We start from the raw sequence: 25,300 nt of genomic DNA, 5'->3' as shown, positions 1-25,300 counted from the left end.
CTGGGAGGCGCCTCCAATGATAATTTCTTCAAAGCCATCTAAAATATTGGTACTTAAATTATCCGAAGACAAACTGAAGGTACCTGAGGCAGCATTTAGCCCTATGGTCGTGGTATTGGTAAGTGCTTGAATCGTAAGAGTGCCCTGACTTGATAGGCCACTTGATGAGCCAAATACCAAGTCATCAGAAATAAGAACAATATTACCAGAACCTACTCCTCCAGTACCTGTAAGCAAACCATTGATGTTTAGTCTACCTGTAGTTGCCTCTAGGGTAATAGTTGCTTCAGAAGTGATTTCACTTTCATCTGTTGAAACATTTAGTCCATTTGTTCCAGTTCCTCTTGTTCCTCTTATATTAATTTCTCCAGCTTCCGACGAAATAGTTCCATCTCTACCTGAATTTCCAATCGAAAAAAAACTATCACCAAGTCCCATTCCATCAGAGCCTCCTTTTGCAATTCCATTTATATTAATGGATCCTCCACCTGTGGTAGTTATAGAACCTCCAACACTTACGCCTCTTGCATTTGTAGTTGATGTTGAACCGCGACCTAATAAGCTGATATTACCTCCATTTGCAGCAAGACTTCCATTTATGGTAATTCCTCTATAAATCGCATTATTCTCGCTTGAAGGCGCACTAAAATCACCATGAGCAAAACCAATTGAAGGATCCAAACCTCCACCGATTGTAACATCACCTCCACCCGTATTCATGGAAGAACCTACAGGCATCCAAACAGCTCCTCTTACTCCATCATCAGCACTATTTGTACCCCCAGCTCTCGTCCATAGAGTGATCGAATTACTATTTCCTGTAATAGCAGATGCGGCATCAAAATAAATACTGCTACCAGTTTTAATGGTTAATGGATCATCATAGCTGAGTGCAGAAGTGCCAATATTAACTTGCCCAACATCTTCGCTACCAATAATGATGGAAGAAAAACCATCCACAAAATTGGCAGAAAAATAACTTGCTGGTAACTCCAAAGTACCAGTACCTCCCGCTATTCCTAAGGTGGTGGAAGCTGTTCGTGGACGAATGGTTAATTTCCCAGATGATGCTATAAGACCATTTGGCGCAGCTCCTGAAATACTGAACCTATCTCCTATTATTTCTATATCTGCACTACTACTTGTGATAGCACTACCTGCCTTTTGACCAACAGCTCCTTGTATAAGCACTTCTGGGTTTGTGCCTCCCGCACCCGTTCCTTCAAGGATGATGTTACCTGATGAAGATAAAACAGCTCCATCGGCAGCAACAGTTACTCCGGAATCCTTGGCTGCTCCACCTTTAAGGTGAATGGTGCCTGAGCTTGTATTTTGGATAACTGAATTATGCGTATAAACTCCCCAAGCATTTGAAGCAGTAGCATTATTCTCTGCATATCCTTCTAATAAAATAGCATCCACTGTTGTATTACTATTTGTAATGAGGTCAGTACCCCCTGCCTGGCTTAATTCAATACCATTAGAATTACTTAATGCACCCGATTCATCCGCATATCCATACATATAGATAGTCCCTGTACCTGTATCGATACTGTTGCCACCATGCATCCGAATTCCATTGTTATTGTTTGATGAGCCTATTGGTGTAGTTATCGCTACTGTAGCTCCAGTACGTCCTCTACCATAAAAAGCCAAATTGCCACCACCAGTTTCTATAGTGCTGCTAATAATCGTAATACCATTGGAGTTTTGTGCATTTCCTCTGGCAACACCATTGCCAACGGTTAAACCATTCCAAGTGGTAGAACCTGAACCTCCACCCATCCAAAAGTGACCCCCATTTGTATTAATTGCTGTTCCTCCATCTGTTGCATCCCAATTGAGCCAAATCATTCCATCATCGTCTCCGTCTGCATCAGACCATACTACAGTATTTAATGCATTACCGGTAGGTGCTATGCTTGCGCTTGGCTCAATTTGGACATTTCTATTTGCTTTGAGCGTAAGACTTCTCGCTGCGGCTAAGGCAGGTGCAATATTCGTATCAATGAATACATCCGTAGCTGCTTCGATAATAAGGTCGCCAGTGGCAAGAGCTGCTGTTACTTCACTTACATTTACTTTGGCTCCATCAACTAATGGAATCAAAAGGCCACTTGTCAAATCCCAATCAGTACCGGGATCGCTTGGATCGCTTGTAATTATTATTGAACCAATTGGGATTGCTAAAATAACTACCTCTTCCTCTGAACCATAGGAAGTTCCTTCACTATTCGTAGCGAAGGTTCGGAAATAATACGTTCCTGTACTTAGGGATGGAGTACTACCAGAGAATATCCCCGTTCCAGAAGCAATACTAACCTTAGTATCTGTAATAGTGGGATTCGAAGAGGTAGAATAAACAAAGCCTCGATCAGTAACAAGAGAGCCATTATCTGAGGTTACATTTCCATCAATTGTAACTACATCCCCTACTAATGAGGAACTTGTGGTCAAAACTACTGGTGCGCCAGCAGTTACCACTGTTGCTCCGCCAGAAAGTTCTATTCCATAATTATCAAAATGGGATACCCTTTGGCCCGAAAAACTAAAATAACTGTAAATCACAGGAGCTGCCGTAATAGCTGAGTTGGTAACTCCATTTACTTCAAATATTGCGTCTGCTTCTGCAGGTCTGATTAATGTACCATCATCATTTGCAGGCCAAACCTCTACTCTTAAGTCATACTCAGTACTAGACGATCTGGTAATGACAAAAATTATTCTGTACCAACTATCAGGAGAGCCACTATTCAAAAGATCAAAAATACTCGCTGACTTTACTGCTGTAATACTGCCTGAACTGCCTCCATTCCAACTTCCGTCATAGTTTGTAGCCCCATTGTGAAAAATAAACCCACCACCATGAACGGAAATACCTAATGAATTATCAGGTCTGTATGCAGTAACCGAACTTCCGACTGCAGGAGAAGCAGGCGTAAAGCCTAAACCACTGTAACCACTATTGTAAACACTTTTGATAAAACTCTCAAATCTATATGTACTTCCCACTGGACCAAGACTATACCCATCCTTTGTGGCAAATATTGCGTCGGTACTTGTTTCAGGAACCGTTATGGAACCTGAATTACCAATACCTCCCGTTACCGACTCTACGACATTTGCAACTCCGGGACCTGATGAATTAAAAACTCCCGTAAGTTGACCTGTGGTATTAAAGTCATACAATGTGGATGTTTGGGAAAACCCAAAACTGCACATAAACAATAAAAACACCGTTGCAAATACTTTGATTAGTTTGGAATTACCTTGTGGATAGAATAATTGATTCGGAGTAGAAGTTTTATTCATAGCATAAAAATTTAAATCTGCATTTGTAACTTAACAAGCCATCTGCAAAGTGAAGGCTATTTTTTTGATAAAAAATAAATCAATCGAGGTTGATAAGACAAAACTACAATCAGATATAGAATTCTATTGATTAGTATTCAAAGCTGTAGACTGAAATTTATCTCATTTCAAAAAATGGGATAAGTTTGATCGCTTCGGGAGGGTTTGTCCACACATTATCCACAGCGTTGGTCGAAAAACAGATTGTGGGTATTTTACTTCTGCTGACGCTGTTGCAAATATTCGTTTGGTGTGCAATTTTCAATTTGCTTAAATATTCTATAATAAGTACTTCGTGAGTTAAACCCTGCCTCATTGCCTATAGCATCTAAAGTCTTACTAATATGCTTATCGGAATCCATCAGCCTTTTAGCCTCTTCTACCCTAGCAATATTCACTAGTTCACTTACGCGAGTATTCAAATATGTACTGACTAAAAATGAAATATCTCTAACAGGAAGTCCAAGTGCTGTAGAAATATCACTTACTTTCAAATCAGGGTTTCTGAAAACCTGAGGGTCACTAATTAGGGCTTGAATTTCCGCCGCAAGTTGTTTGCCTTTATTATCTCCATACTTTTCATTAAGGTACTCTTTTGTTGTGTTAGTATCTTCCTCCCGCTCTTGAGCTAACTGTCCGTCGGATTGAGAATACTCATCAGATTGGTTCGGTAGAATTTGATAGGCAAAATTTGAAAATAAATATATTCCAAATACTAATATTATAAGTAATGAAAGTGAAATAGTAATAAATGCACCATCAAATGCTACTAGCTTTGGGTCGAATAAATAGAAGCCAGCAATAACCATTGCAACAAAGATTAATACATTTGAAAAATATGTTATTGCAACTACTCTCAACCATTTATAATCAGGTACAGTTGAAATCTGGAGATTTGAAAAGAATACAAGCCTTCCAATTACTAAAGCATAAATCACTAGAGAAAGTGTCCTTAATACATAATGATAAGAAATAGGGATGACTCCTCCACCTTCTCTAAATAATGAGTTTACATTTTCACTAATTTGCTCAGCAATTTGTTGTTTAGTCTCAAAATCAGTAAAAAAATAAAATGGGAAAAGATCCAAGAAATGAAGGATCGCAGGCAAGAAATGTAGCAAATCCAATTTCGACAAGCTTCTTCTTTGATATATCTCATTGCGCAAGTAAAAATAAAATAAGGGTCCAACTAGATATGTGTAAGGACTCATTAAACGCAACAGAAAGGGGAACTTCACTAACAGACCTGTTGACCTTAAAATCATATAGGAAAAAAAACCGCTTAATATTAAATAGGCGGCTCCCAGAAGCCTGTTATTGAAGCGGTGAGTTGATGGTCTGATAAATAAGGCAAGCCCTATGAAAAAAGCAATAAATGTAAGTCCAGAAATTACTACGTCGAAAAAAGTCATGCAAAATTAATGTAATACGACTTAAAGAAAATTAATTTTCCACCCTCTTACAAAAGTGTCCTTAAGCTTTTTATTAGTTGTCTGTATTACAATATAATATAATTCCATCGACTTTATTAAACTTCATTTGTTCTATATAAAACGGTCAATCAGTTAAAGCTTACCGGCAAAGAACTCCTCTAAGTGCTACCTTAGTATCTAAAATTCAATCCCTCAATAAAAAGCATTTGTGATAGCTTTACTTTTTGCCGTAATTTGCAATCCTTTCTGCCAAGCAAAATAAATGGCCTCGTAGTTCAATGGATAGAATAGAAGTTTCCTAAACTTTAGATACAGGTTCGATTCCTGTCGAGGCTACAAAAAACCCTCTTTAGATACGATAAAGAGGGTTTCGTTTTTTCTATTTATTGTGAAGGAAATTTCATCCCATTTTTTTAATCAATTCTTTAGACAACGAACCGAAAGGCCTTTTCCTTTGCCGTAATAATATCTGTAAACACTACCGATGCTATAACTTAAAGATCGAAACCAAGCCGAACTATCATCACTCTCGGTTGCACTCCACCAATAGCCGTAATAGCCAAAATTAAAGAAGCTACCATTATCAAATCGGTTCCCTCCTGGAAGACCTGAAAAGCCACTTTCATTAGTACCACTCCCATCGGCAACCCATTCGGTTTTACTTTTCAATTTGGTTAATCCATCGTCACCAAGAAAGTCTGCTAATTGAGTCCATTCGCCATCAGTTGGAATATGCCATCCTTCTGGTGCAAGGCCCCGTGGGTCATTCACTGCATGCCAATTATACAATTTGCCATACTTAGCCTCGGTGGCAGGATCATTTTGATAATAACACCAAGCTGGAATTCCCTTCTCACCTGCTTCTTTCCAATCCTTATCAGTTTTGGTTTCTAGTATGGTATCACCATTACGAAATTTATCCACATTGAGATTTTTATCCATCCACACTTGCTGTCCAATTTTGACTTCTTTCATTTAGCTAAAATTATACTTTTCCTACTCTGATTTAGGGCTTTTCGGACTCGCCTACCAAGTTTAAATTTGAATTCCTCACTTCAAGTAAAGCAATAATTGATGTAGTAGGTAATAACATGACCATTAATCAATCATTTAGCTGAAAGTCTATTTGATTCCAATTATTCTTGATTGTTAAAAATAGGCCAAGCGAACAACATATCCAATTTGTTTTACAGGCTTTTAACAATTGATTTATCTTATGGCTAACAATTCCATATTTCTTAATATGGCCATAATAATCACATCAAATTGCCAAGTGAAAATCCTTTGAAAGCTCCACTCTCAGCTTATCAGTTTTTTGAAGAAATCCTCTAATAAACCACACGCAAATTTTCCAGCCTGTCCATGGAATATGGATCGTGACTTGGCAAATACACCATAGGGTACTTTACAGCCAGAATTTTCAAACTTCGGATGGTTTCCTTTGCCAAATCCTTCTTTTGACTGATACCAGGAACTTCCTCATCGACAAGTTGTTCTTGACTGAATGTAGCATCACCCGCAATCAAAATATTTGCTTCTCTGGTGCGAATCAGCACCGATTGATGTCCTGCACTATGCCCCGGAGTATTGAGCAAGGCAACCTTTCCATCTTCCGTAAGCAATTGACTAGAGAATTGAGGAATTTCAGTATTCACTTCCCATTGGCTATAGGTCCATTTTATTTCTTTTGGCAGACTTTTTTCCATGACGCCTATTGCGTGTTTTTTCTCACTTTTTGCTATTCTAATGGGTTTATTTGCCAATAATCCCAAATTACCGACATGATCCAAATGCAAGTGGGTCACAATCACCTCGTCGATACTAGATGGAGAGTGGCCAATGGATACAAGCCCTCTTTCAAAAGAAAAATCTTCAATACCCAATAGGCGTACAATTCGACCATTTACCCAGCCATTAATTCCGCCATCTTGGTAGTATGCAGCCTTTTCCATATCTGGATGCATTCCCGCATCTACCAAAATTGTTTTGTCAGGATGCTCAATTACCCAACACAATATGGGTAACCAATTAGTCCAGCGCTTGTCAAAAATGGAAAGTCCCGAACGAAATGAAGAATCGAAATGCGCCTTCTTCACTTTCACATAGCCCGTTACAAAGCCATGTAAAGTGATATCTCCAATACGTTTGGTTATTGTTAACTTAGAGTCCGAAAAAGGCACTGTTGAAATAGTTTAGTATTTCCACAATGTTACTAAGCGCCATTCATTTGTTAATATCTACATAACATAAATCACTCTGAAATGTAAAATTCAGACATTCAGCATACTGCATTTCTGAAAAAGGCGGGAGGTTAGGGTCTATCTAGTCATTGTTCTTCAACCCAAGCGAAGGTTTAATACCACTCAGGATACTTTTCCACCAATAATTAAATATAGACTTTTCAGGATCTCTTTTGAATAGGATGTCCTGTTCTTTGGCTCGACCCAATCTTCGGCTGCTTCGGTTTTTGATCACAAATGTATTAGCCATAAAAGACATAAATACGCGCTCTTCATCCATATTCTGTGTTTCAGCATTGTATATAGCTACTCTCAGTTTACGGTAATCCATACGTAGTTTTCCATTTGCGGCATCCTTATTTGCATCGAAGTAAAAGTCCATTTGACGCAAATTGCCAGAGGTAACTTCTACAAATGTAACTGGCTTCAAAATATCATTAAAAGCAATTAAAGGCATGGAATATACCCTCCCGCTTAAGCGAAATTGATGATTGATTGTATCAGCAATTTGGGTACTAAACTGCATTTCCATTTTACCTTGACCCATCAAATCAGCCGTAGCTTTTAATTCTGTCAGAAGCGTATCTCCACCAATTGGCAATTGGTTGGAAATATTAGATATACTCGCATTTACATTTTCAAATCTTAATACTCCGGGTACGACGCCATCATTGGCTAATTCGCTATAACTGATATCTGCATTATGAACTAGCAGCTCATTTATGATAATGCTATTTTCCAAGTTCATAATTGCCTGCATGGGAATTACTGGTAATTGAGTGTCGCGTTCCATGTAATTTCTATCACGGAAATCATCTATCACCATATCATATACATGCACCTTATCAGCAACAACATCCTTATTATCTAGAAAAGCCTTTACATCAATACCTTCGAAATTGACCTTACCTGTTCTTACATTTATGTAATCTGTAGAATAGCCTACTTTCTTCAAATAAGCATCCCGCTCTAGCACTGGAGTGAAGAAAAATGAATCTACTGTCATGGAGTTATTCTCCGTATCGAAGCTAATGGGGCCTGTACTGATTCTGTGTAAGCTATCTGGCAAATCAACTGAAATGCCTTCTAAGGAGAGTTGCAATTCCTTCCCATAAATATTGCTGGAGTGCTGATTATCAATTAGAAATCCACGGGTTTGGCCTTGCAATCCTCCGATCGTGAGTGTATCCCACTTATTATTCGTTACATTGATTGTATGTAATTTTCCTTCAGCTAAATTGATCGTTTGTAGGTCCAATGCATTGAGCCCGGCAGGTATTTTCAATTCCATTTCCATATCGGATTGGTTGGGAATAATCCAAGCCTCGGGTTTATAAAACTCCACCAATCCAGCCCGCATTTCCTTTTTGGTATAAAGCAAAACAGGATCAAAATCACTCAATATCAATCCTTCCAGCTGAAGACGCAATTCAGGTTTACTCACAGAATCAAGCGGTATATATTTCAAGTTTCTTGCCTCCAGCCTGTTACCTGTTTTACGGTAATTCAGCAGCTCCATCGTCAAATGATGTTTACTAGAGTCTCCTCCATAGAAGGTTAGGTCTCGCAACTGAGTAAATAAGGTGTTTTGGATTACTTTGAGCGTATAATCCTTCTCATCGCCGAGCACATTCACCGTATCGCCTACCCATTCAAATTTGGTGCTAAGCAAGGGCAAGACTTCCTCGCCTTTTTGCTGCAATAATCGAAATTTGCCATTCTGGACCAACCCTCCATTTACTTGCATAGTTGGCCCAAGTACATTCGCCACCACTGAGTCTACGGAAGCTTGCTTATCCATTGCAGACAAAACTATTTCTACATCCGGATTGTACAAACTGAGTGGCCCAGTAGCTGCTATAAATAGGGTTGTCTTACTGGGCGAATAGTTATCTAATATAAGTGAATCAGCTGAAACGCGTAAAGTGGTTTTATTTTGCTCTGGTCCAGAAGGATCAATATCGAGTCCAGCTACTTTGAGCTTTCCCGTGAGCCAATCAAAATCTACCATTTGCGCTTTTACTTTATGCAGATTATCTGGCAATGTTAGATCAAAATCTCTCAGCTGAAAAGTGGTATTCGTTGCATCAAATTCAGCTTGTGTGCTCAACTTTGGTGAAAATGATAATTCATATATAGATGCATCAATTTTCGTGTTCACTGCCCAATTAAGTTTATTTGACTGTGTCAATGTAGAATTCCACTCGCCATGCGAAATGGCTACTTCACCAATATACAGATGGTTAATATATTGTTCGAAAATTTCCTCCAAACCTTCTAAGCTAGACATTGGGTTTCGATTTTCGGAAGGGTCTTTTACCTTGGCTTGACTAATAGTTTCAGTATCAAAAATTGGCTTTGTCGCCTCTACTAGCCTAATTGTGACATTCTCCTTATAAAAGGCATCTTTAATACTGGCGCCAGCTAATTGCAACTGGGGAATGCTAATATCGAAATAGGTTGTGGCATTGCGATTTCTTCGTCTAGAGCTATTTATGGGCGATAAGCGCACATTTTGAATAGCAATGGTTGAGTCAATTGTATTTAGTGACAATCCAGAAGCTCGAAGCTGATGAATACCATCCGCCAATTTAAGTTGATAATCTTCTATTTCCATCGACAAATCCCTTGCGTAGAAAAGCTTGTCCATAGTACGCTGAGAGGTGGTAGAATCAATCTCAAAACCATATAGATTGAAGGCAATTTTCCCAATCGAAAGCGTATCTCTACCCACATCCTTTTGATTGGTAATTATTAGACGTCCTTCATTAATGTTGAGCTCTTCGATCTTCACAAATTGGAAAAACTCTGAAACAAGGCTGTATAAATCAATGTCTTGTGAGGCTTGGTCTTCTTCTTTATTGGTTTGGGAGAAATTTAGAAAAATTCTCGGTTGGTTAATTAATAGTTTTTGAGATTCGAAAAATTTGCCATGAAACATCTCGTCTAATCGAGCACCAGATAAATCGAGTTCTGGTACGTAAATTTTAAAAAATGGAGAACCTTGCGCCATTAATTGCGCATCAGATATATCATTAGGTTGAATTTCGATATTGGTACCACGAAATACGTTGTCGCGGGAGGATAATATTAGCTCTGTGGAAGTCAATACGTGAATGCTATCATTTAGCTCCAATGAAAGTCCTTCCATACTCCCTTCAATACTTTGCGAAAGAGCTATCCTCAATGGATCGAGATATGAGGTGGAATCGATCAAGAAGTCATTGAGTTCTATATTGACTCTACTTGCATTGATTCTGCCATCGAGTTCATCCCAATACCTCCCAATTTTCAGATTGCCCTCTACTATTTGCAACCACCCAATTTCTAATGAGCTAAACATCCCATTGATCAGGTCGTATGGATTTGGGTTTTCTACTTCATTATCTATCACCGAAAATGATAAATCACTGATGAGTCTTAGTGAAGGATCCTGTATAATGAGTGTATCAATTTTCAGGTTCTTTTGCTCGAAATTGGCCATGATATCACTTCTTATGCGGATTTCTGGAAAATGGAAGTCGAATAGCAGTTTATCCTCCCGCCCTAAACTATCGATGGCTATTAAGGAGACATTGCTAGCCTTTATTTCTCCGAAAAGCGTATTTATTTCAGCCTTACTGGCTTTCAACAAATGGAGGTTATCAGGAAGCATCAATTCATAATCGGTAATCACCAGGGCAAAATCATCTAATGAAACACTCACCTCATTGGTTTCGCTTAGGTTCAATTGAAGCTGCCAAAGCTTTAGGTCCATCATTGAGTTTTGAAGGAAATAGCCCTGCTCATTTTCACCAATTATATTGAGATCGATATTCTGAACCTCTACATAATTGATTTTACCTCTTCTGAAGAGATTGCCCAATGCTTGAGGGATATTTTTATCAGGCCCTTGTTCGGTGGTTTTCCAGTTTATTTTAAAGGATGGATCCTTAATGATTATTTTGTCTATTTCTAATTCTCGTGTTCTTAGAAATTTCCATAGAGAAATATCTTCTACAAATAATGATTGGATAATCCATGGTTCTGGCTGTAAATCATCATCAATTTGATAGAAACTAATATTTTCAAGTGTTAGGTTATTGCTGATTAGTTGGATTTTAGCTTTACCGAGGCTGAATTCAACATTTGAGCCAAGCTCGGCTTGCAGCCAACGTTCGATCATACGAGTGAGTACTCCGCCTGGTGACCACCATAGGTAAATTATGAGGATCAACATTAGCAGGAACACGCTTGAGGTTCCTATTACCAGGCTTTTCTTTTTTCTTTTTTTGCTCACAATCTCTCTTTACAATAGCTAAGATAAGCAATCGCTGTAGAGGAATAAGCAAATGCTATGCTTGGTTTACAAAAAGGAAGCGTTTTAAATCTTCAATATTTACCGGCTTCGAAATGTAGTCTTGCACCTCGTTGTAGCTAAGGGCTTTGGCCTTATCGGATGGCTCTACCGAAGATGAAAGAATGGCTATGGTAAGGTCATCGGGAAGTTTTTTGAGGTAAGGATCAATTTCGTCTAAAAAGTCCCAGCCATTCATAATTGGCATATTTATGTCAAGAAGAATAAGCGAAGGCAGTTTATCCTTGTCATCTCTATTCTTAATACTGTCAAGCCCTGCTTTTCCATTCGGGAAACTCTCTATCATGTCATTCTCTAGACCCAATTTATTCAGCATTTTCTTGCATATAAAAACATAAAGATCGTCATCGTCGATTATCCAAACTCTCTTCATATTAACTTCTTTTGATGTAAGCTTTGAATGTAGAACCAACACCTACTTGACTCTCAATCAATAGATCTCCGCCCATGGCCTTTAGTTGATTTTTTATCAAATATAAACCTATTCCTCTTCCATCAGACACGTTTTCGTGAAATCTTTGGTATAGGCCAAAAATTCTATCTTCGAATTTGGCTAAATCAATTCCCAACCCATTGTCCGAAACTTCGATTATCAAAAACTGACCTTCGTTATAAGACTGTATAGCCAATTTCAACGGCACATCTGGTTTTTTATATTTTATAGCATTTGTAAATAAGTTCATCAAAATATTTTCCAGATGAAAAGGCAAGTACAAGATTGATGAAGCTTTGGAGAAGTCCGTGCTAATCTCAGCCTTAGCTTTTTTAAATTGATGCTCAATACTTTGCAAAATCCCTTCACAAAATGAGTCAAGATAAATCTCTGTTTTAGGAACAGTTGTATCTTTTTTGAATGATATAGCGTTGATTAAATCCCCTAATGTGCTTTCCATCCTCTGGATAGCAATATCAAGTTTCCCAATTATCTCTTTATTCCAATCATCTTGGATATCATCTATTTCAAGCAAATTTAAAAAGGATCGGATATTCACTATTGGCGCTCGCAAATTGTGCGAAACTATATAAGAGAATTGCTGAAGCTCTTTGTTTTGTCTGCTCAGTTCTTCAGTTAGTAGGGCTTGCTCATGTTCAATTTGTTTCCTTTCTGTAATATCATGGCTCACTCCAATAATACCCATAAAGTTACCATGCTTATCAAAAAGTCCTTTCCTGATGGATAGTATCCATTTGATTTCACCATTTTTATGCTTAAGATTGATCTCGTCAGAAATTTGACCATGCTTAATCAATTCCTCACGTACGCTATTACTGAGTCGAGAAGTTTCAGGGTAAATCGATTTGATGTTGTTACCAAGCACTTCACTTGCCTCAAAACCTAGAAATGCCTCTGCACCTCCATTCCAATAAGTGATAATGCCTTTGGAATCTGTTACCACAACAGATTCTTTGATATTTTGTAATATTTCTGCCTGGAAATAAATCTGTTCCTCAGCCTTTCTTTGCTCAGTGATTTCAAAAGTGCTGAGAATAATTCCCCCATCTTCATGACCCTTATTTTCAAGTGCTATTGCACTAACCAAATAGGTTCTGGATTCAGCAGATAATTGGAAAATGGAAGATTCGCCTGCTAATACTTTGTTCAATTCACTTTCTGCAAGCTGCTTATTATCAATATCAAACAAATCTGGATAAAATCGCCCTTCAAAATCTCTAGGATTTAGGCCCTCTCTAGCGAAGCCTGTCCCATCAGTGTAAACAATTTTCAAATCTTTGTCCAGCAGTGCTATTACACCATTTGGGAAATTTTCAGCTAATGAGCGAAACTTCAATTCACTTTTACTTAGCTTCTCTTTCGTTTTATTTTGTTCAGTAATATCATAAATAGCCACTAACCTAGCATCTGCACCTTCATAGGTAAGTCGTTGAGTATAAATAGATACTTCAATTTCCTTTCCTGCTTTAGTCAAGTGTTTCCATTCTCCTGCATTGATATATCCAAATGCGTCACTTTCACGAGTATAGTAGTTTTTCAGTCGCACCTTTTCAGCATCCGAACGAAAATCAAAAGTGGACATCCCAAGAAACTCTTCTCTAGTATAACCATAAGTATTTAAAGCAGCTTCATTTGCATTCAATATCCGGTGTGCCTTCCGGTCTGTAATCCACATTGGGAATGGATTATACTTAAACAGATACTTATATTTTTGCTCAGAGTCCTTTAGTTCCTTGATGTAGCGCATACGCTCGAAAGCATAGCGTAATGTTTTCTCTAATAGAAAGGGATCGAGTTTGCCTTTTACCAAATAGTCAAGTGCTCCGTCACTCACCGCCTGCATTCCAATAGCCTCATCATCCAATCCAGATAGAACCAATATCCCTTGATTAGGAAATCTTTGAAGCAAATGGTTGAATGTTACAAGTCCCTTGCTATCAGATAAATTTAAATCAAGAAACACAATATCATAGGACTGATTTTCGATATGGGCAATTCCTTCTGTAAGACTTTCAACACAATCGGTTTGAATAAAATCGATACTCGAGTCTGACAAATATTCCTTTAATATCAGTTGATCACCGAAATTATCCTCAATAATTAAAATTCTTTTCGATTCACCCATTAGCTGCAATACATAATTAGGCTAAAGTATGATTAATTAACGATAAAAACTTAATATTACCTTTCATAATCTTTCTGATTTATTTAATAATTATAAACTCAGACTAGACTTATAGTAAATATCAGCCCACAAAATAACTGTTTTTCGGCAATTCCATCCAGAAAGTACTCCCTTTATCAACTTCAGATTCTACCCAAATCTTCCCGTGGAGATTCTCCACAATCTTTTTACAAATAGCTAAACCAATTCCTGTCCCTTGGTACTTTTTATCTGTATGTAATCGTTGAAAAATGATGAAAATTTTATCAAAATAGAGTTTATCGATACCAATACCATTATCTCTCACTCCGATGAGCCAATAATCTGCTGTGCTTTTGTTGTGTACAAAAACAGCGGGAGGTTGATTGCTTCTATACTTTAGGGCATTACTCAGCAGGTTTTGAAATAACTGAACCATCTCCGTTTGATTTGCTTTGATGGTGGGCAATTCATCCCAATCAATTCTACTTTTTGGTATAGATTCTAACGTGCTTCTCATGTTTTTGAGAACACTTTCCATCACCTCATTTAGGTTTACATCCTTGATTCCACCTTTCTCATTTCCCACCCGCGAATATTCCAGCAAATCTACTAATATGGTCTTCATTCTAGATGCTCCATCTACTGCAAAGTGTATGTATTGCTTTCCTCTATCATCAATCAAATCATTGTATTTCCTTTCGAGCAATTGTAAGAAACTAGTGACCATACGTAAAGGCTCTTGCAAATCATGGGATACGACATAAGCAAAACTCTCCAATTCCTCATTTGAGTTAGCCAGCTCCTTGGCTTGCTTGGCAAGTTCAGTGTTTAATTCTACGAGCAGTTTTTGATGTTTTTTGTCTTCGGTTACATCGCGCATAGCACCAACCATTCGAATGGCTTCTCCTTCTCGATTTCTTATAATATGTCCTACATCATTTACATAAACATATTCACCATCTTTGCGCATGTATCTGTAACTGGCTTTCCATATATCCTCCGTTGAGTTCGCAACAACTTGGGTTAGGTCAGCTTCAATTCTTTCTTGGTCCTCAGGGTGGATTTTGCTGCTCCATTCAGCTAAGGGCATATTAGCACCAGCTTCATATCCATAAGTGGTGGTATATCCATCACCAAACATTAATCTTTTGTTTATAACGTCCCAATCATAAATTGCCTCATTAGACGCCTTAAAGACAAACTGGTAGCGTTCATGACTTGCTTTAAACAACTCCATTCCTTTCTTTTCCTTGGTTATATTCCGAACAAAAATGGAAATGCCATAATGAGTTGGATATAAACTTGTGGAATACCAATAGTCTAATTCAGGCATATACTCTTCGAATCGACTAATCTCTCTATTGCGCATAGCAATATCCAATTCCTTATAAAATTTTGAGCCGGGATACGCATAAGAAATTTCTCTAATATCTTTGCCTAATACCTCATTTCTTGAAAGCCCACTGTAACGCTCTGCCAGTTTGTCCCAATAAGTAATCTTATAATCATTTGAAATTGAACTGAAACCATCACCCGTGTTTTCGAGGACGTCCACAAGTTTTTCATTGATCTTTTTTATTTCCTCCTCTTGAGCAATCTTTTCACGGCCATCTCTAGCTACGGCATACATGATTTCATCCTCTTGCGAATACCATGCAGACCAGATTAGCGGAACTAAATCACCATTCTTTGATAAATATCTATTGTCAAAATTAGTGGTAGGTTTACCACTCATTATTGCCTCTGCTACACGATTCGTCATAGGTTTATCCTCTTCACGTACGAGGTCTATATACTTTACTCCTTGTAGCTGGTTAGGAGAATACCCTAATATTTTCTCGCAGGTCTTATTTACACTTATAAACCGTCCGTCCTTGCTAATGGTACAAATAATATCTGGCGAATTATTGGTGAGACTATCCAAATTATTCAAGGCCGTTTCAAGTGCTCTTTGATTTAATGATAGCTCCTTTTCAATGGCTTTACTCTCACTAATATTTTTACCTACCAAATAGGCTATTTCATCTACAACTGAGACTTGACCTGCCCATGCTATCCATACGATCTCACCCGATTTGGTGATATATCTATTCTCAAAATACTTTGTTCCGCTATTTTCAAATTGCTGCTCTATCAATTGCTTCGTTTTGGATAAATCATCAGGATGCAAGAATTCTGAAAATTGGGTGCTCAGGATTTCCTCTCTTGTGTATCCTAACAACTGAGTGAAAGCTTTATTTATCCTTTTAAAGTTTCCATCTTTTCCTGCAATCCCAAGCAGATCGGGTGAAGTCTCGAAAAAGGTTCGGAGCTCTTCTTCTGCTTTTTTAAGTTTAAATTCTGGACTAATTTGATTGGCCATGCTCTGAAGCAGCGCCTTAGTTTCGTTAAGTTCTTTTGGTGTTGGCACATTTTCTACAAATAGTAAAAGCACTCCCAAACGCTCACTTTCGGTGAATAATGGCACACAAAATACTCCTTTGAGTTTGGAGTTCCCAAATAGCTCCTTACGGTGAAAATTAATGTCGGTAATAAAATCCTTTACAAAACTAACCTCACTAGCATGGAAGCATTTGCCAGGAAACCCTTCATTAACATCAAAATAGACATATTTCGAGTTTTCAACAATATGGCTTAAGCTTGAGTTTTCTGCTCTATTTACCTTCAACCTCATTCGTTTGTAATCCATGTCTGGCATCCATACCTCGCCCAAACTAAATCCAAAATACTGGTTTACAATTACTAGTAGTTGATGTAAACTTTGAGCGAATGAATAATCGCTAAGTAAGCTTTGACTAATGGAGGTAATAAAGGATCGCTCATTTTCGATTTTCTTTTCCTCCCGCCTATCTCTCACAGTGAATACAGATAATGTATTTCCTTTGTGAATGGCATCTTCAAATATCACATTAGATACATGCACGGGTATTTTATCTCCATTTTTACTTATTGCCGTCAATTCGCCATTCCAATACCTATTTATCTCCCGTTCAGTAAGCCACTTGTTTATATTGGGATGGCTAAGGTCAAGTAAGTCCTCTCTTTTCAAATTGGTAAACTCCTCATGACTATATCCAATCAGCTCCAATATTGCTGAATTTGCTGCAAAATTTGTCCCATCTGTATAGGAGAGGATTACACCATCTTTAGTGTTTTCGAAGATAGACCGAAATCTGAATTCACTTTCTTTAATATGTGCGAGCTGCTGCTTTTGCTTTGTTATATCTTCGGTAATGATAAATATCCCATTTATCTCATCATACTGATTTTTGATAGGAATATACTTCAATATGTAAACACTTGTCTTCTCAAGTCCAACAGCTACTTCATAGCTAACTTTATTACCTGCAAGCACTTGCTCAAACATCGCTTTCAACGCAGATAACCTATCAGGATCCGCATAGTCGAGTATCGATCTGCCAATTTGCATTTCCTCACCTAATATGGCTTTGGAGTGTATTTTTGCAGCTTTGTTGAGGATGGAAATATTGAAATTTGCATCCACCACGATAAAAGATTCTTCAGTGTTCGCAAGTAGCGTTTCAAGCTGAGTTCTTGCTCCTTCAAATACATTTTTAGTTTTCTCCTGCTGCAAATTCAATAGATAACTTTGCTCTTCTGCTTCTTCAGATATTCGGCTGATAGTTCCTTTAAGAGAAACTATGCCCGCTGTTTTATCAAGAATTTCTAATTGTATAGGTTTGGATTGTGCTTCTGAATTGGCAAACTCTTCAAGTATTTGTAATGTCCTTTTTTCCGAATTGGATGCTAAAAAAGATTTGAGGGATTGATTTTCTAGTTCAGCAGGTTCGAATTTCGCAATTCTGGAAATGATGTTGTTGACATCCGAAATCACAAAATGGCTATCCAATAGCATCATTAGCTCCTTGCTGTGTCTAGCAAGGAGACGAAAATAGCGGGAGGATGGATATTCTTTATTCATTAATCTCCCTTTCTACTGTCTTCACCTGAATATACATTTACCGTAATATCTTAACCAAGCTTATTGATAATGAAATTTATAATAGCTCATTTGCCAAATTGGCCAATTCGGATCTTTCGCCTTTTTCTAAAGTAATGTGCGCATACAAAGGATGGTCTTTAATGCGATCGATCAGATATGACAAACCATTACTTTGAGAATCTAGATAAGGGGTATCAATTTGGTAAATATCTCCTGTAAAAACAATCTTAGTGTTTTCACCTGCTCGAGTAATAATGGTCTTGACCTCGTGTGGCGTAAGGTTTTGTGCCTCATCTACAATAAAAAAAATATTAGACAAACTCCTGCCACGAATATAGGCCAATGGCTGTATCATTAATTTCTCTTGATTTACCATGTCGGTAATCCGTGAAAAATCCTTATCTGCTTCCTTGAATTGGTGCTGGATAAATTTCAGGTTGTCCCATAGTGGCTCCATATAGGGATTAAGTTTGGATTTGATATCGCCTGGCAAATAGCCAATATCCTTATTACTCAATGGCACAATGGGTCTTGCCAAATATATTTGTTTGAAATCACGCCTCTGCTCAAGTGCTCCTGCTAAAGCTAGCAAGGTTTTGCCTGTACCAGCCACACCTTGTATAGTTACCAAGCGCACATCTGGATTCATGATGGCATGTATGGCAAAAGTTTGCTCAGCATTTCGCGGCTTTATACCATATACAGGTACTTTATCCACTTTTTCCATTCTCTTCTCTATCGGATTGTAAACCGACAAAGCCGAGTTGGTTTCACTCTTCAATATGTAATAGCCATTTTGTACGGGCTTGCTTCTTTTCATGGCTTCACGCACAGTACAAGAGCCTGTTTGGTATAGCTTGTCAATTACCTCTGGCGCAATATCCTCCCGCACCGACCTGCCCGTGTATAGCTCGTTTACATTTTTGATCTTGCCAGTTTCGTAATCTTCGGCAATCAAATCCAGTGATTTGGCTTTTAAGCGTAAATTGATATCCTTACTTACCAATATGACTTTTCGACCAGCTTCTTCTTGCTTTACCCTTAGAGCGGCATTCAATATGCGATGGTCATTTTTGGCATCACCGAATATTTTCATGGCGTCCATTTTGGCATCTTCATTCATAATCACTTTGAAGTTGCCGCGTGTTTTGCCATTTAGCGGATTCCAATTGTGAAGCATATTGCTCTTGGAAAGTTTGTCTAGCAGACGAATAAACTCTCTTGCTTCAAAATTTTTGGTGTCATTTCCCTTTTTAAATTGATCCAATTCCTCCAGAACTGTGATGGGAATGACCACATCGTGTTCTGCAAAGTTCATAATAGAATCGTGGGAATAAAGGATAACAGAGGTGTCGAGGACGAAAATTTTCTTTTCTTTTTGTGCCTTAGCCATACGAGTAAAAGATCAAGATGCGAAATGCCAATAAGTTAGAAAATTAAACGGCATTTGCTTGTTCAGATACGACAAAAATGAATTAGCAAGAGTAGAAAATAAACTAAATGACTGATAGATAGAGGGAAAAATACCGTAATAAATGGCGGGAACTCGAAAAAATCTTGGCTCTTTTTTTCACACAACCATAAAATACCGATCACCATCTTCTTTAGGTTCTATTCGGAGTACATTGGCTAGGACGAGTCTTACGAGGGTATTTGAGGCTTTGAAGCGGTTGATGCCGGCAATTTTCCGAAACTCAACTAGCGTGATAAAATCATGCTCATTTAGGTATTGCATTAGTTTATGCTCCTTTTCGCCATATTGGAATTTCCAGCCTTTATTGGGTTTGTTTTTGCGAATTATTTCAATCAATTCCTTACTCGCTTGTATGCTTCGGTCTTGTACTCGGAAATATACTTTTTTGTGCTTTTCCTCATCGAGCACATAGTAAGGCTTGCGCTGCCCACTAGGAATATGGTAAATAGCCAAGCCTTTCTTGGCATTGAGTAAAATAAGCTCGCTAGTAAAGTCTAATTGCGGCCTAATATATTTTTGGATGGCATTATCTAGCGTAAAAACTTCCTCATCAATAAAACGCTGTCCGCTTAGGGTGCCATCATCATCGGCACCAATTATCAAGGTGCCACCTTGGCTATTGGCAAAAGCTACTATTTCCTTTACGACTTTTTCGGGATGAGCAATTTTCTTTTTGAACTCCAATTTCTGATGTTCACCTTTTTCCACCAGTATTTTGAGTTCTTGTAGGGTCATGCTTTTAGCGTTTGGAAAATGTGATTGACCAAAAATAGCAAACGCTACAGAAAGTGAATTAGTTGGCATCCAAAATTTCAACTAACAAAAGTTATATTTTTTCTAAATCCTTCATATTTTGCTCTTTTTACAGGCGAGCCTTTAAATAATTGTTGGAATACATCTTCGGTTATTTCAAGCCAATCACTTTTGCGCATTTGTGTTAATTGATCGCTGGGCTTGAATTGTGGCTCTTGATGTGGACTAGCAAAGCGATTCCAAGGGCATACATCTTGGCAGATGTCGCAGCCAAAAATCCAATCTTTCATTTTTCCTTGAAATTCATCAGGAATCTTATTTTTGAGCTCAATAGTCAAATAACTAATGCATTTGCTGCCATCCACTACATAGGGAGAAGGAATGGCATCTGTAGGGCAGGCATCCATACAGCGAGTGCATGTGCCGCAATAGTCTCCCACAGGATTATCAGGTACTAACTCCAAATCGCATATTAGCTCAGCCAAAAAGAAAAAGCTTCCCTTTTGGCGGTTGAGGAGCAGACTGTTTTTACCTACCCAACCCAAACCTGCTTTAGCGGCCCAAGGTCTTTCGAGCACAGGAGCAGAATCCACAAATATCCTCCCGCCAATTTCTCCGATATTTTCCTGTAGCTCGTCAAATAGATTTCGAAGCTTCTCTTTGATTACATAATGATAATCTTTCCCATAAGCATATTTAGCGATTTTCAGATTGCCCTCTTTTGCCAAATCCTTTTCAGGGAAATAATTATACATAAATACAATTACAGATTTGGCGCCGTCGACCAATTTTCTAGGATCTAGCCTTTTGTCGAAATGATTAGCCATATAACTCATTTCGCCATGCATACTTTGCTTCAGCCAATTTTCTAATCTTGGTGCTTCTTCTTCCAAAAAATCAGCTTTGGCAATACCACAAAAGTCAAAACCATGCTGAGCAGCTAATTGCTTGATAAGGGCAGTATGTTTGGCAGCTAAAGGCTGGCTCATGAGTTAATCAAACAGTCGGCCTGCTTGGGCGGGTGGAATTCTCTTCAAATGCTTATAGGCCAATTCTGTGGCTTCTCTACCACGAGAAGTACGTTTGATATAGCCCTCTTGAATCAAAAATGGCTCATATACTTCCTCAATGGTTTCGGATTCTTCACCTACAGCAGTTGCAATGGTGCCCAAGCCTACCGGCCCACCTTTGAACTTATCGATGATGGTGGCCAAGATACGGTTATCCATTTCGTCCAGGCCATCCTCATCCACATCCAATGCGTTAAGTGCCATTTGCGAAATAGCCATGGTTACCGTTCCCTTGCCTTTTACTTCTGCAAAATCCCTTGTACGACGCAATAGGTTGTTGGCAATTCTAGGTGTTCCTCTGCTCCGGCGGGCAATTTCGAAAGCTGCATCATCTTCCAATGGCGTATTCAGAATGCTGGCCGATCTCTTCAAAATAGTGGTCAACAATTGCGCATCGTAGTATTCCAATCGGGCGTTGATCCCAAAACGCGCTCTAAGCGGAGAGGTGAGCAAACCGCTACGGGTTGTGGCTCCAATAAGCGTAAATGGATTCAAACTAATCTGCACCGAGCGAGCATTGGGACCAGAGTCGAGCATAATATCAATCCGATAATCTTCCATGGCCGAATAAAGATATTCCTCCACTACGGGATTGAGACGGTGTATTTCGTCGATGAATAATACATCATGTGGCTCCAAATTAGTGAGCAAACCAGCCAAATCGCCCGGCTTATCCAATACTGGCCCTGAAGTAATGCGAATGCTGCTGCCTAACTCATTGGCGATAATATGCGAAAGGGTAGTTTTGCCCAAACCAGGCGGCCCATGTAGCAATACGTGATCAAGCGGCTCCTGACGATTTTTGGCAGCCGTTACGAAAATCTTCACATTATCAACTACTTTTTGCTGTCCCGTGAAATCAGAAAAAGACAGCGGTCTAAGAGCTTTTTCAAACTCCTTTTCAACCGGACTGAGTCTTTCGGAATCGGGATTTATATAATCTTCGCGCATGAGAGTTCAAATTAAACATATATACTCAATTCGGCCTTGGTTTTGGTGAAATTATCTTTTTGAAATGGCTCGTACTACCAAAAAACTGATATTACTTCTCGCCACTGGCGCACGCATCTAACAACATTTTTTAATCACCGCTAGCCAACGCTGGCGCACTCGTGTCTCGTGTGACTCTGATGTTTATTCTCTGATAATCAATTACTTATTTAGTAACCTTAACAACTATTTGTATCAAATAGATTGCAATTCATGATAGAATAATTAGCAAAACAATTCCTTTGCCTTCTATTTTTTTGTTGAAAAAACAATGCAAATCTATTATTACAAACCTAAAACTAAATTGCAGGCGCATTCATCTACAGATCAAACCTAATTGACTATGAGAAAAATTGCCATTTTATTCCTTTTCACCAACCTGTTTTTTTCCTGCTCTGAACAATCCTCTACTGAGACAGAAACAGCCAAATACAATCAAAAATACCGCTTTGAGGTAGTGGATACAGTTTACATCGACTTTATGGGCGATTTGCAATTGATTGAAATAAATGAAGAAGGCGGGAGGATGATTGGCATCAATGGCACTAATGGCGAAATCGTAGAACTAGGCTTAGATGGCTCGTTTATTGGCACTTATGATCGTAAGGAAGGGCCGAATGGTCACGGAAGATTTATCGAAAAAATTGGCTTCTTCGGTCCAGATAAACGAGTGCTTGAAGGCCTCGCGAATGTTCTGATCTACGATGATCAATGGAATGTGATTGAAAAACTGGATCATAAAGGTGAAGCACAATTCTATGTAATAAATAGAGCCAAACAAGCGGCTGAAATTGTAGAATGGGAAGGAAGCCCACATTTAATCCTCAATACAAACGATACTGACTATAGAAAATACGAGAAAAGTGAGGAGCCATTTTACCGAATCAAACTATTCAATTTGGAAACAGGAGAGAAAGTTGGTGCTTTTCCGCTCGCAAGTGATGATCCCTATTTACAAATTCCTGATTTGAATTTGACAGAATTAAAACCACGTTTTCTGTGGAGCGAAAATCGGGTGTATATCAAAATGCCGCTATCCAACGAAATAGAAATATGGGAAAAAGCGGGAGGAGAATATACGCTCAATAAATTCACCCCGAAGCTGGAAAATATGGACTTACCTCCCGCTATTCCAAGCCAAAGAATTACGTCGAATGAAGACTTTTGGCAAGGAATTAAAAACGGGCTTAAAAATGGCTCCTTCACATTCAATGTATATCCAATGGAGATTGATGGAGATGAGGTAGTTTTTATTTCCTACCGAACACCGCTATCAGCGGCACTTGTAGATGACATGGAAGATCGCGATATGGCAAAATACATTGAGTATAACAAAATGATAAAAACCTATCAATTCCCAATCGTGAATGGAGAAATTGGCTATCCTGAATCAGAATTAACCAACCCAACCGCTGGAGCACTTCGAATCAATGATCGACAATTCCTGATGAAAATGTCTTTAGAAGGCTTTGACGAAGAGCCAGAAATGATTCCTTATTTGAAATACGAATTAGTAAAAGAAAATTAGTTTGAAGAGGCTTTAATTTCGTTAGCTTGTGTTATCCTCCGCTTGCGCACGCGTTTCAACAACATTTTTTAATCACCGCTAGCCAACGCTGGCGCATGCGTGCCCCGTGTGACTCCGTTGTTTTATTCGATGATAATCAATTACTTATATAGCATTCTTAACAACTATTTGTATTAAATAGATTGCAATTCATGATTGAATAATTAGCTAAACAATTCCTTTGTCTTCTACTTTATTGTTGAAAAACAATAAAAACCTATTGCTAAAAAACTAAATTGCAGGAGCATCCATCTACAAGACAAACCAATTCGACTATGAGAAATATTGCCTTTCTATCCTTTTTCGTCAGCCTGTTTTTTTCCTGCTCTGAGCAATCCTCTACTGAGACAGAAACAGCCAAATACAATCAAAAATACAGTTTTCAAGTGGTGGATACCTTGTATATTGACTTTATGGGCGATTTGCGATTGATGGAAGTAAATGAAGAAAGTGGCCGAATGTTGGGAATAAATGGTACCAATGGTGAAATCGTAGAATTGAATATAGATGGCTCACTGATAGGCACCTACGATCGAAAAGAAGGCCCCAATGGGTACGGTAGATTTATTGAGAAAATTGGCTTTTTCGGATCAGATAAAAGAGTGCTTGAGACACCAACTCATATTTTGATTTACGATTCAGATTGGAATATCATTGAGAAAATAGAAAATCAGTCTGAAGCTCAGTTTTATGTAATAAATATGGCCAAACAGGCTGCTCAGATTGTGGAATGGGAAGGTAGCTCGCATTTAATCCTTAATACAAATGATTCTGATTATAGGAAGTATGAGAAAAGTGAGGAGCCTTTTTATAGATTCAAATTATTAAATCTAGAAACAGGAGAGAAAGTTGGTGCTTTTCCGCTCGCAAGTGATGATCCCTATTTACAAATTCCTGATTTGAATTTGACAGAATTAAAACCACGTTTTCTGTGGAGCGAAAAGCGGGTGTATATTAAAATGCCGCTATCCAACGAAATAGAAATATGGGAAAAAGCAGGAGAAGAATATACCCTCAATAAATTTACACCGACGCTGGAAAATATGGACTTACCTCCCGCCATTCCAAGCCAAAGAATTACGTCGAATGAAGACTTTTGGCAAGGGTACAAAAATGGACTAAAGAATGGATCCTTCACTTTTGGTAGCTATCCAATGGCGATTGACGGAGAAGAAGTAGTCTTTATTTCTTATCGAACTCCTCTGTCCTCTGTATTAATTGATGAATTGAAAGACAACGATTTTGAGGCCTATTCTAGGTTATCCAAAATGGTTAATGCATATCATTTTCCAATTGTTAATGGTGAAGTTGGATATCCAGAATTAGAATTCTCTGCAATAGGTCCTAAATATAGAATCGGGGATCAGCAATTTATCCTGAAAATGTCCTTAGAGGACTTTGACGAAGAGCCGGATATGATTCCTTATCTCAAATATGAACTAGTTAAAGAATTATAGATCGGACGTGCTTTAAATTCGTTAGCTTGTATTATCCACCTGCA

At 38.4% G+C, this 25,300-nt stretch carries 14 protein-coding genes and 1 tRNA gene; 3 read left to right on the top strand and 12 right to left on the bottom strand.

All coding sequences use genetic code 11. The features are described from left to right. On the bottom strand, positions 1 to 3,312 hold a 3,312-nt coding region (locus tag ACOXY8_RS07300), incomplete at its 3' end, for a beta strand repeat-containing protein (RefSeq protein WP_458330904.1). 254 nt (positions 3,313 to 3,566) lie between these two features. After that, on the bottom strand, positions 3,567 to 4,517 hold the full coding sequence (locus ACOXY8_RS07295) for a helix-turn-helix domain-containing protein (protein ID WP_458330903.1): 951 nt from the start codon (positions 4,515 to 4,517) through the stop codon (positions 3,567 to 3,569). A gap of 531 nt (positions 4,518 to 5,048) precedes the next feature. On the opposite strand from ACOXY8_RS07295, the gene ACOXY8_RS07290 reads away from it, so the two are divergent. Continuing rightward, positions 5,049 to 5,120, top strand: a tRNA-Arg gene (locus ACOXY8_RS07290). 81 nt (positions 5,121 to 5,201) lie between these two features. On the opposite strand, the gene ACOXY8_RS07285 is transcribed toward ACOXY8_RS07290, so the two are convergent. The 10 genes from ACOXY8_RS07285 to ruvB form a co-directional block, all read right to left on the bottom strand. Next, entirely contained in the window at positions 5,202 to 5,759 is a 558-nt protein-coding gene (locus tag ACOXY8_RS07285) for a fibrobacter succinogenes major paralogous domain-containing protein (protein WP_458330902.1), read from the bottom strand. 353 nt (positions 5,760 to 6,112) lie between these two features. Continuing rightward, a complete protein-coding gene (locus ACOXY8_RS07280) occupies positions 6,113 to 6,964 on the bottom strand; it encodes an N-acyl homoserine lactonase family protein (protein WP_458330901.1) in 852 nt (283 codons plus the stop codon). 142 nt (positions 6,965 to 7,106) lie between these two features. Then, positions 7,107 to 11,243 carry a hypothetical protein gene (locus tag ACOXY8_RS07275; protein ID WP_458330900.1) on the bottom strand — a complete coding sequence of 1,379 codons (4,137 nt, stop codon included), beginning with the start codon at positions 11,241 to 11,243 and terminating at the stop codon, positions 7,107 to 7,109. A gap of 115 nt (positions 11,244 to 11,358) precedes the next feature. Next, positions 11,359 to 11,754 carry a response regulator gene (locus ACOXY8_RS07270; protein WP_458330899.1) on the bottom strand — a complete coding sequence of 132 codons (396 nt, stop codon included), beginning with the start codon at positions 11,752 to 11,754 and terminating at the stop codon, positions 11,359 to 11,361. 1 nt (position 11,755) lies between these two features. Then, positions 11,756 to 13,960: a PAS domain S-box protein gene (locus tag ACOXY8_RS07265; protein ID WP_458330898.1), complete on the bottom strand. Its 2,205-nt coding sequence runs from the start codon at positions 13,958 to 13,960 to the stop codon at positions 11,756 to 11,758. Positions 13,961 to 14,081: 121 nt separating this feature from the next. Further along, positions 14,082 to 17,924 carry a PAS domain S-box protein gene (locus ACOXY8_RS07260; protein WP_458330897.1) on the bottom strand — a complete coding sequence of 1,281 codons (3,843 nt, stop codon included), beginning with the start codon at positions 17,922 to 17,924 and terminating at the stop codon, positions 14,082 to 14,084. Between the two features lie 76 nt (positions 17,925 to 18,000). Then, a complete protein-coding gene (locus ACOXY8_RS07255; protein ID WP_458330896.1) occupies positions 18,001 to 19,338 on the bottom strand; it encodes a PhoH family protein in 1,338 nt (445 codons plus the stop codon). A gap of 177 nt (positions 19,339 to 19,515) precedes the next feature. After that, a complete protein-coding gene (locus tag ACOXY8_RS07250) occupies positions 19,516 to 20,154 on the bottom strand; it encodes an AlbA family DNA-binding domain-containing protein (protein ID WP_458330895.1) in 639 nt (212 codons plus the stop codon). A 77-nt stretch (positions 20,155 to 20,231) separates the two neighbouring features. Next, a complete protein-coding gene (gene queG / locus ACOXY8_RS07245) occupies positions 20,232 to 21,161 on the bottom strand; it encodes a tRNA epoxyqueuosine(34) reductase QueG (protein ID WP_458330894.1) in 930 nt (309 codons plus the stop codon). A 3-nt stretch (positions 21,162 to 21,164) separates the two neighbouring features. After that, a complete protein-coding gene (gene ruvB / locus ACOXY8_RS07240) occupies positions 21,165 to 22,193 on the bottom strand; it encodes a Holliday junction branch migration DNA helicase RuvB (RefSeq protein WP_458330893.1) in 1,029 nt (342 codons plus the stop codon). 382 nt (positions 22,194 to 22,575) lie between these two features. On the opposite strand from ruvB, the gene ACOXY8_RS07235 reads away from it, so the two are divergent. Further along, complete coding sequence (locus tag ACOXY8_RS07235; RefSeq protein ID WP_458330892.1) at positions 22,576 to 23,760, top strand: hypothetical protein; 1,185 nt, start codon at positions 22,576 to 22,578, stop codon at positions 23,758 to 23,760. Positions 23,761 to 24,074: 314 nt separating this feature from the next. Next, positions 24,075 to 25,256 (top strand): hypothetical protein, encoded by a 1,182-nt coding sequence (locus ACOXY8_RS07230; protein WP_458330891.1) that lies wholly within the window; start codon positions 24,075 to 24,077, stop codon positions 25,254 to 25,256. Positions 25,257 to 25,300: the final 44 nt, after the last annotated feature.

The sequence above is a fragment of the Peijinzhouia sedimentorum genome (assembly GCF_049340005.1).
In the GTDB taxonomy this organism is placed as follows: domain Bacteria; phylum Bacteroidota; class Bacteroidia; order Cytophagales; family Cyclobacteriaceae; genus CAXBDP01.
The sequence above is the reverse complement of the archived record's forward strand: the minus strand, read 5'-3'. Positions and strand labels throughout refer to the sequence as shown.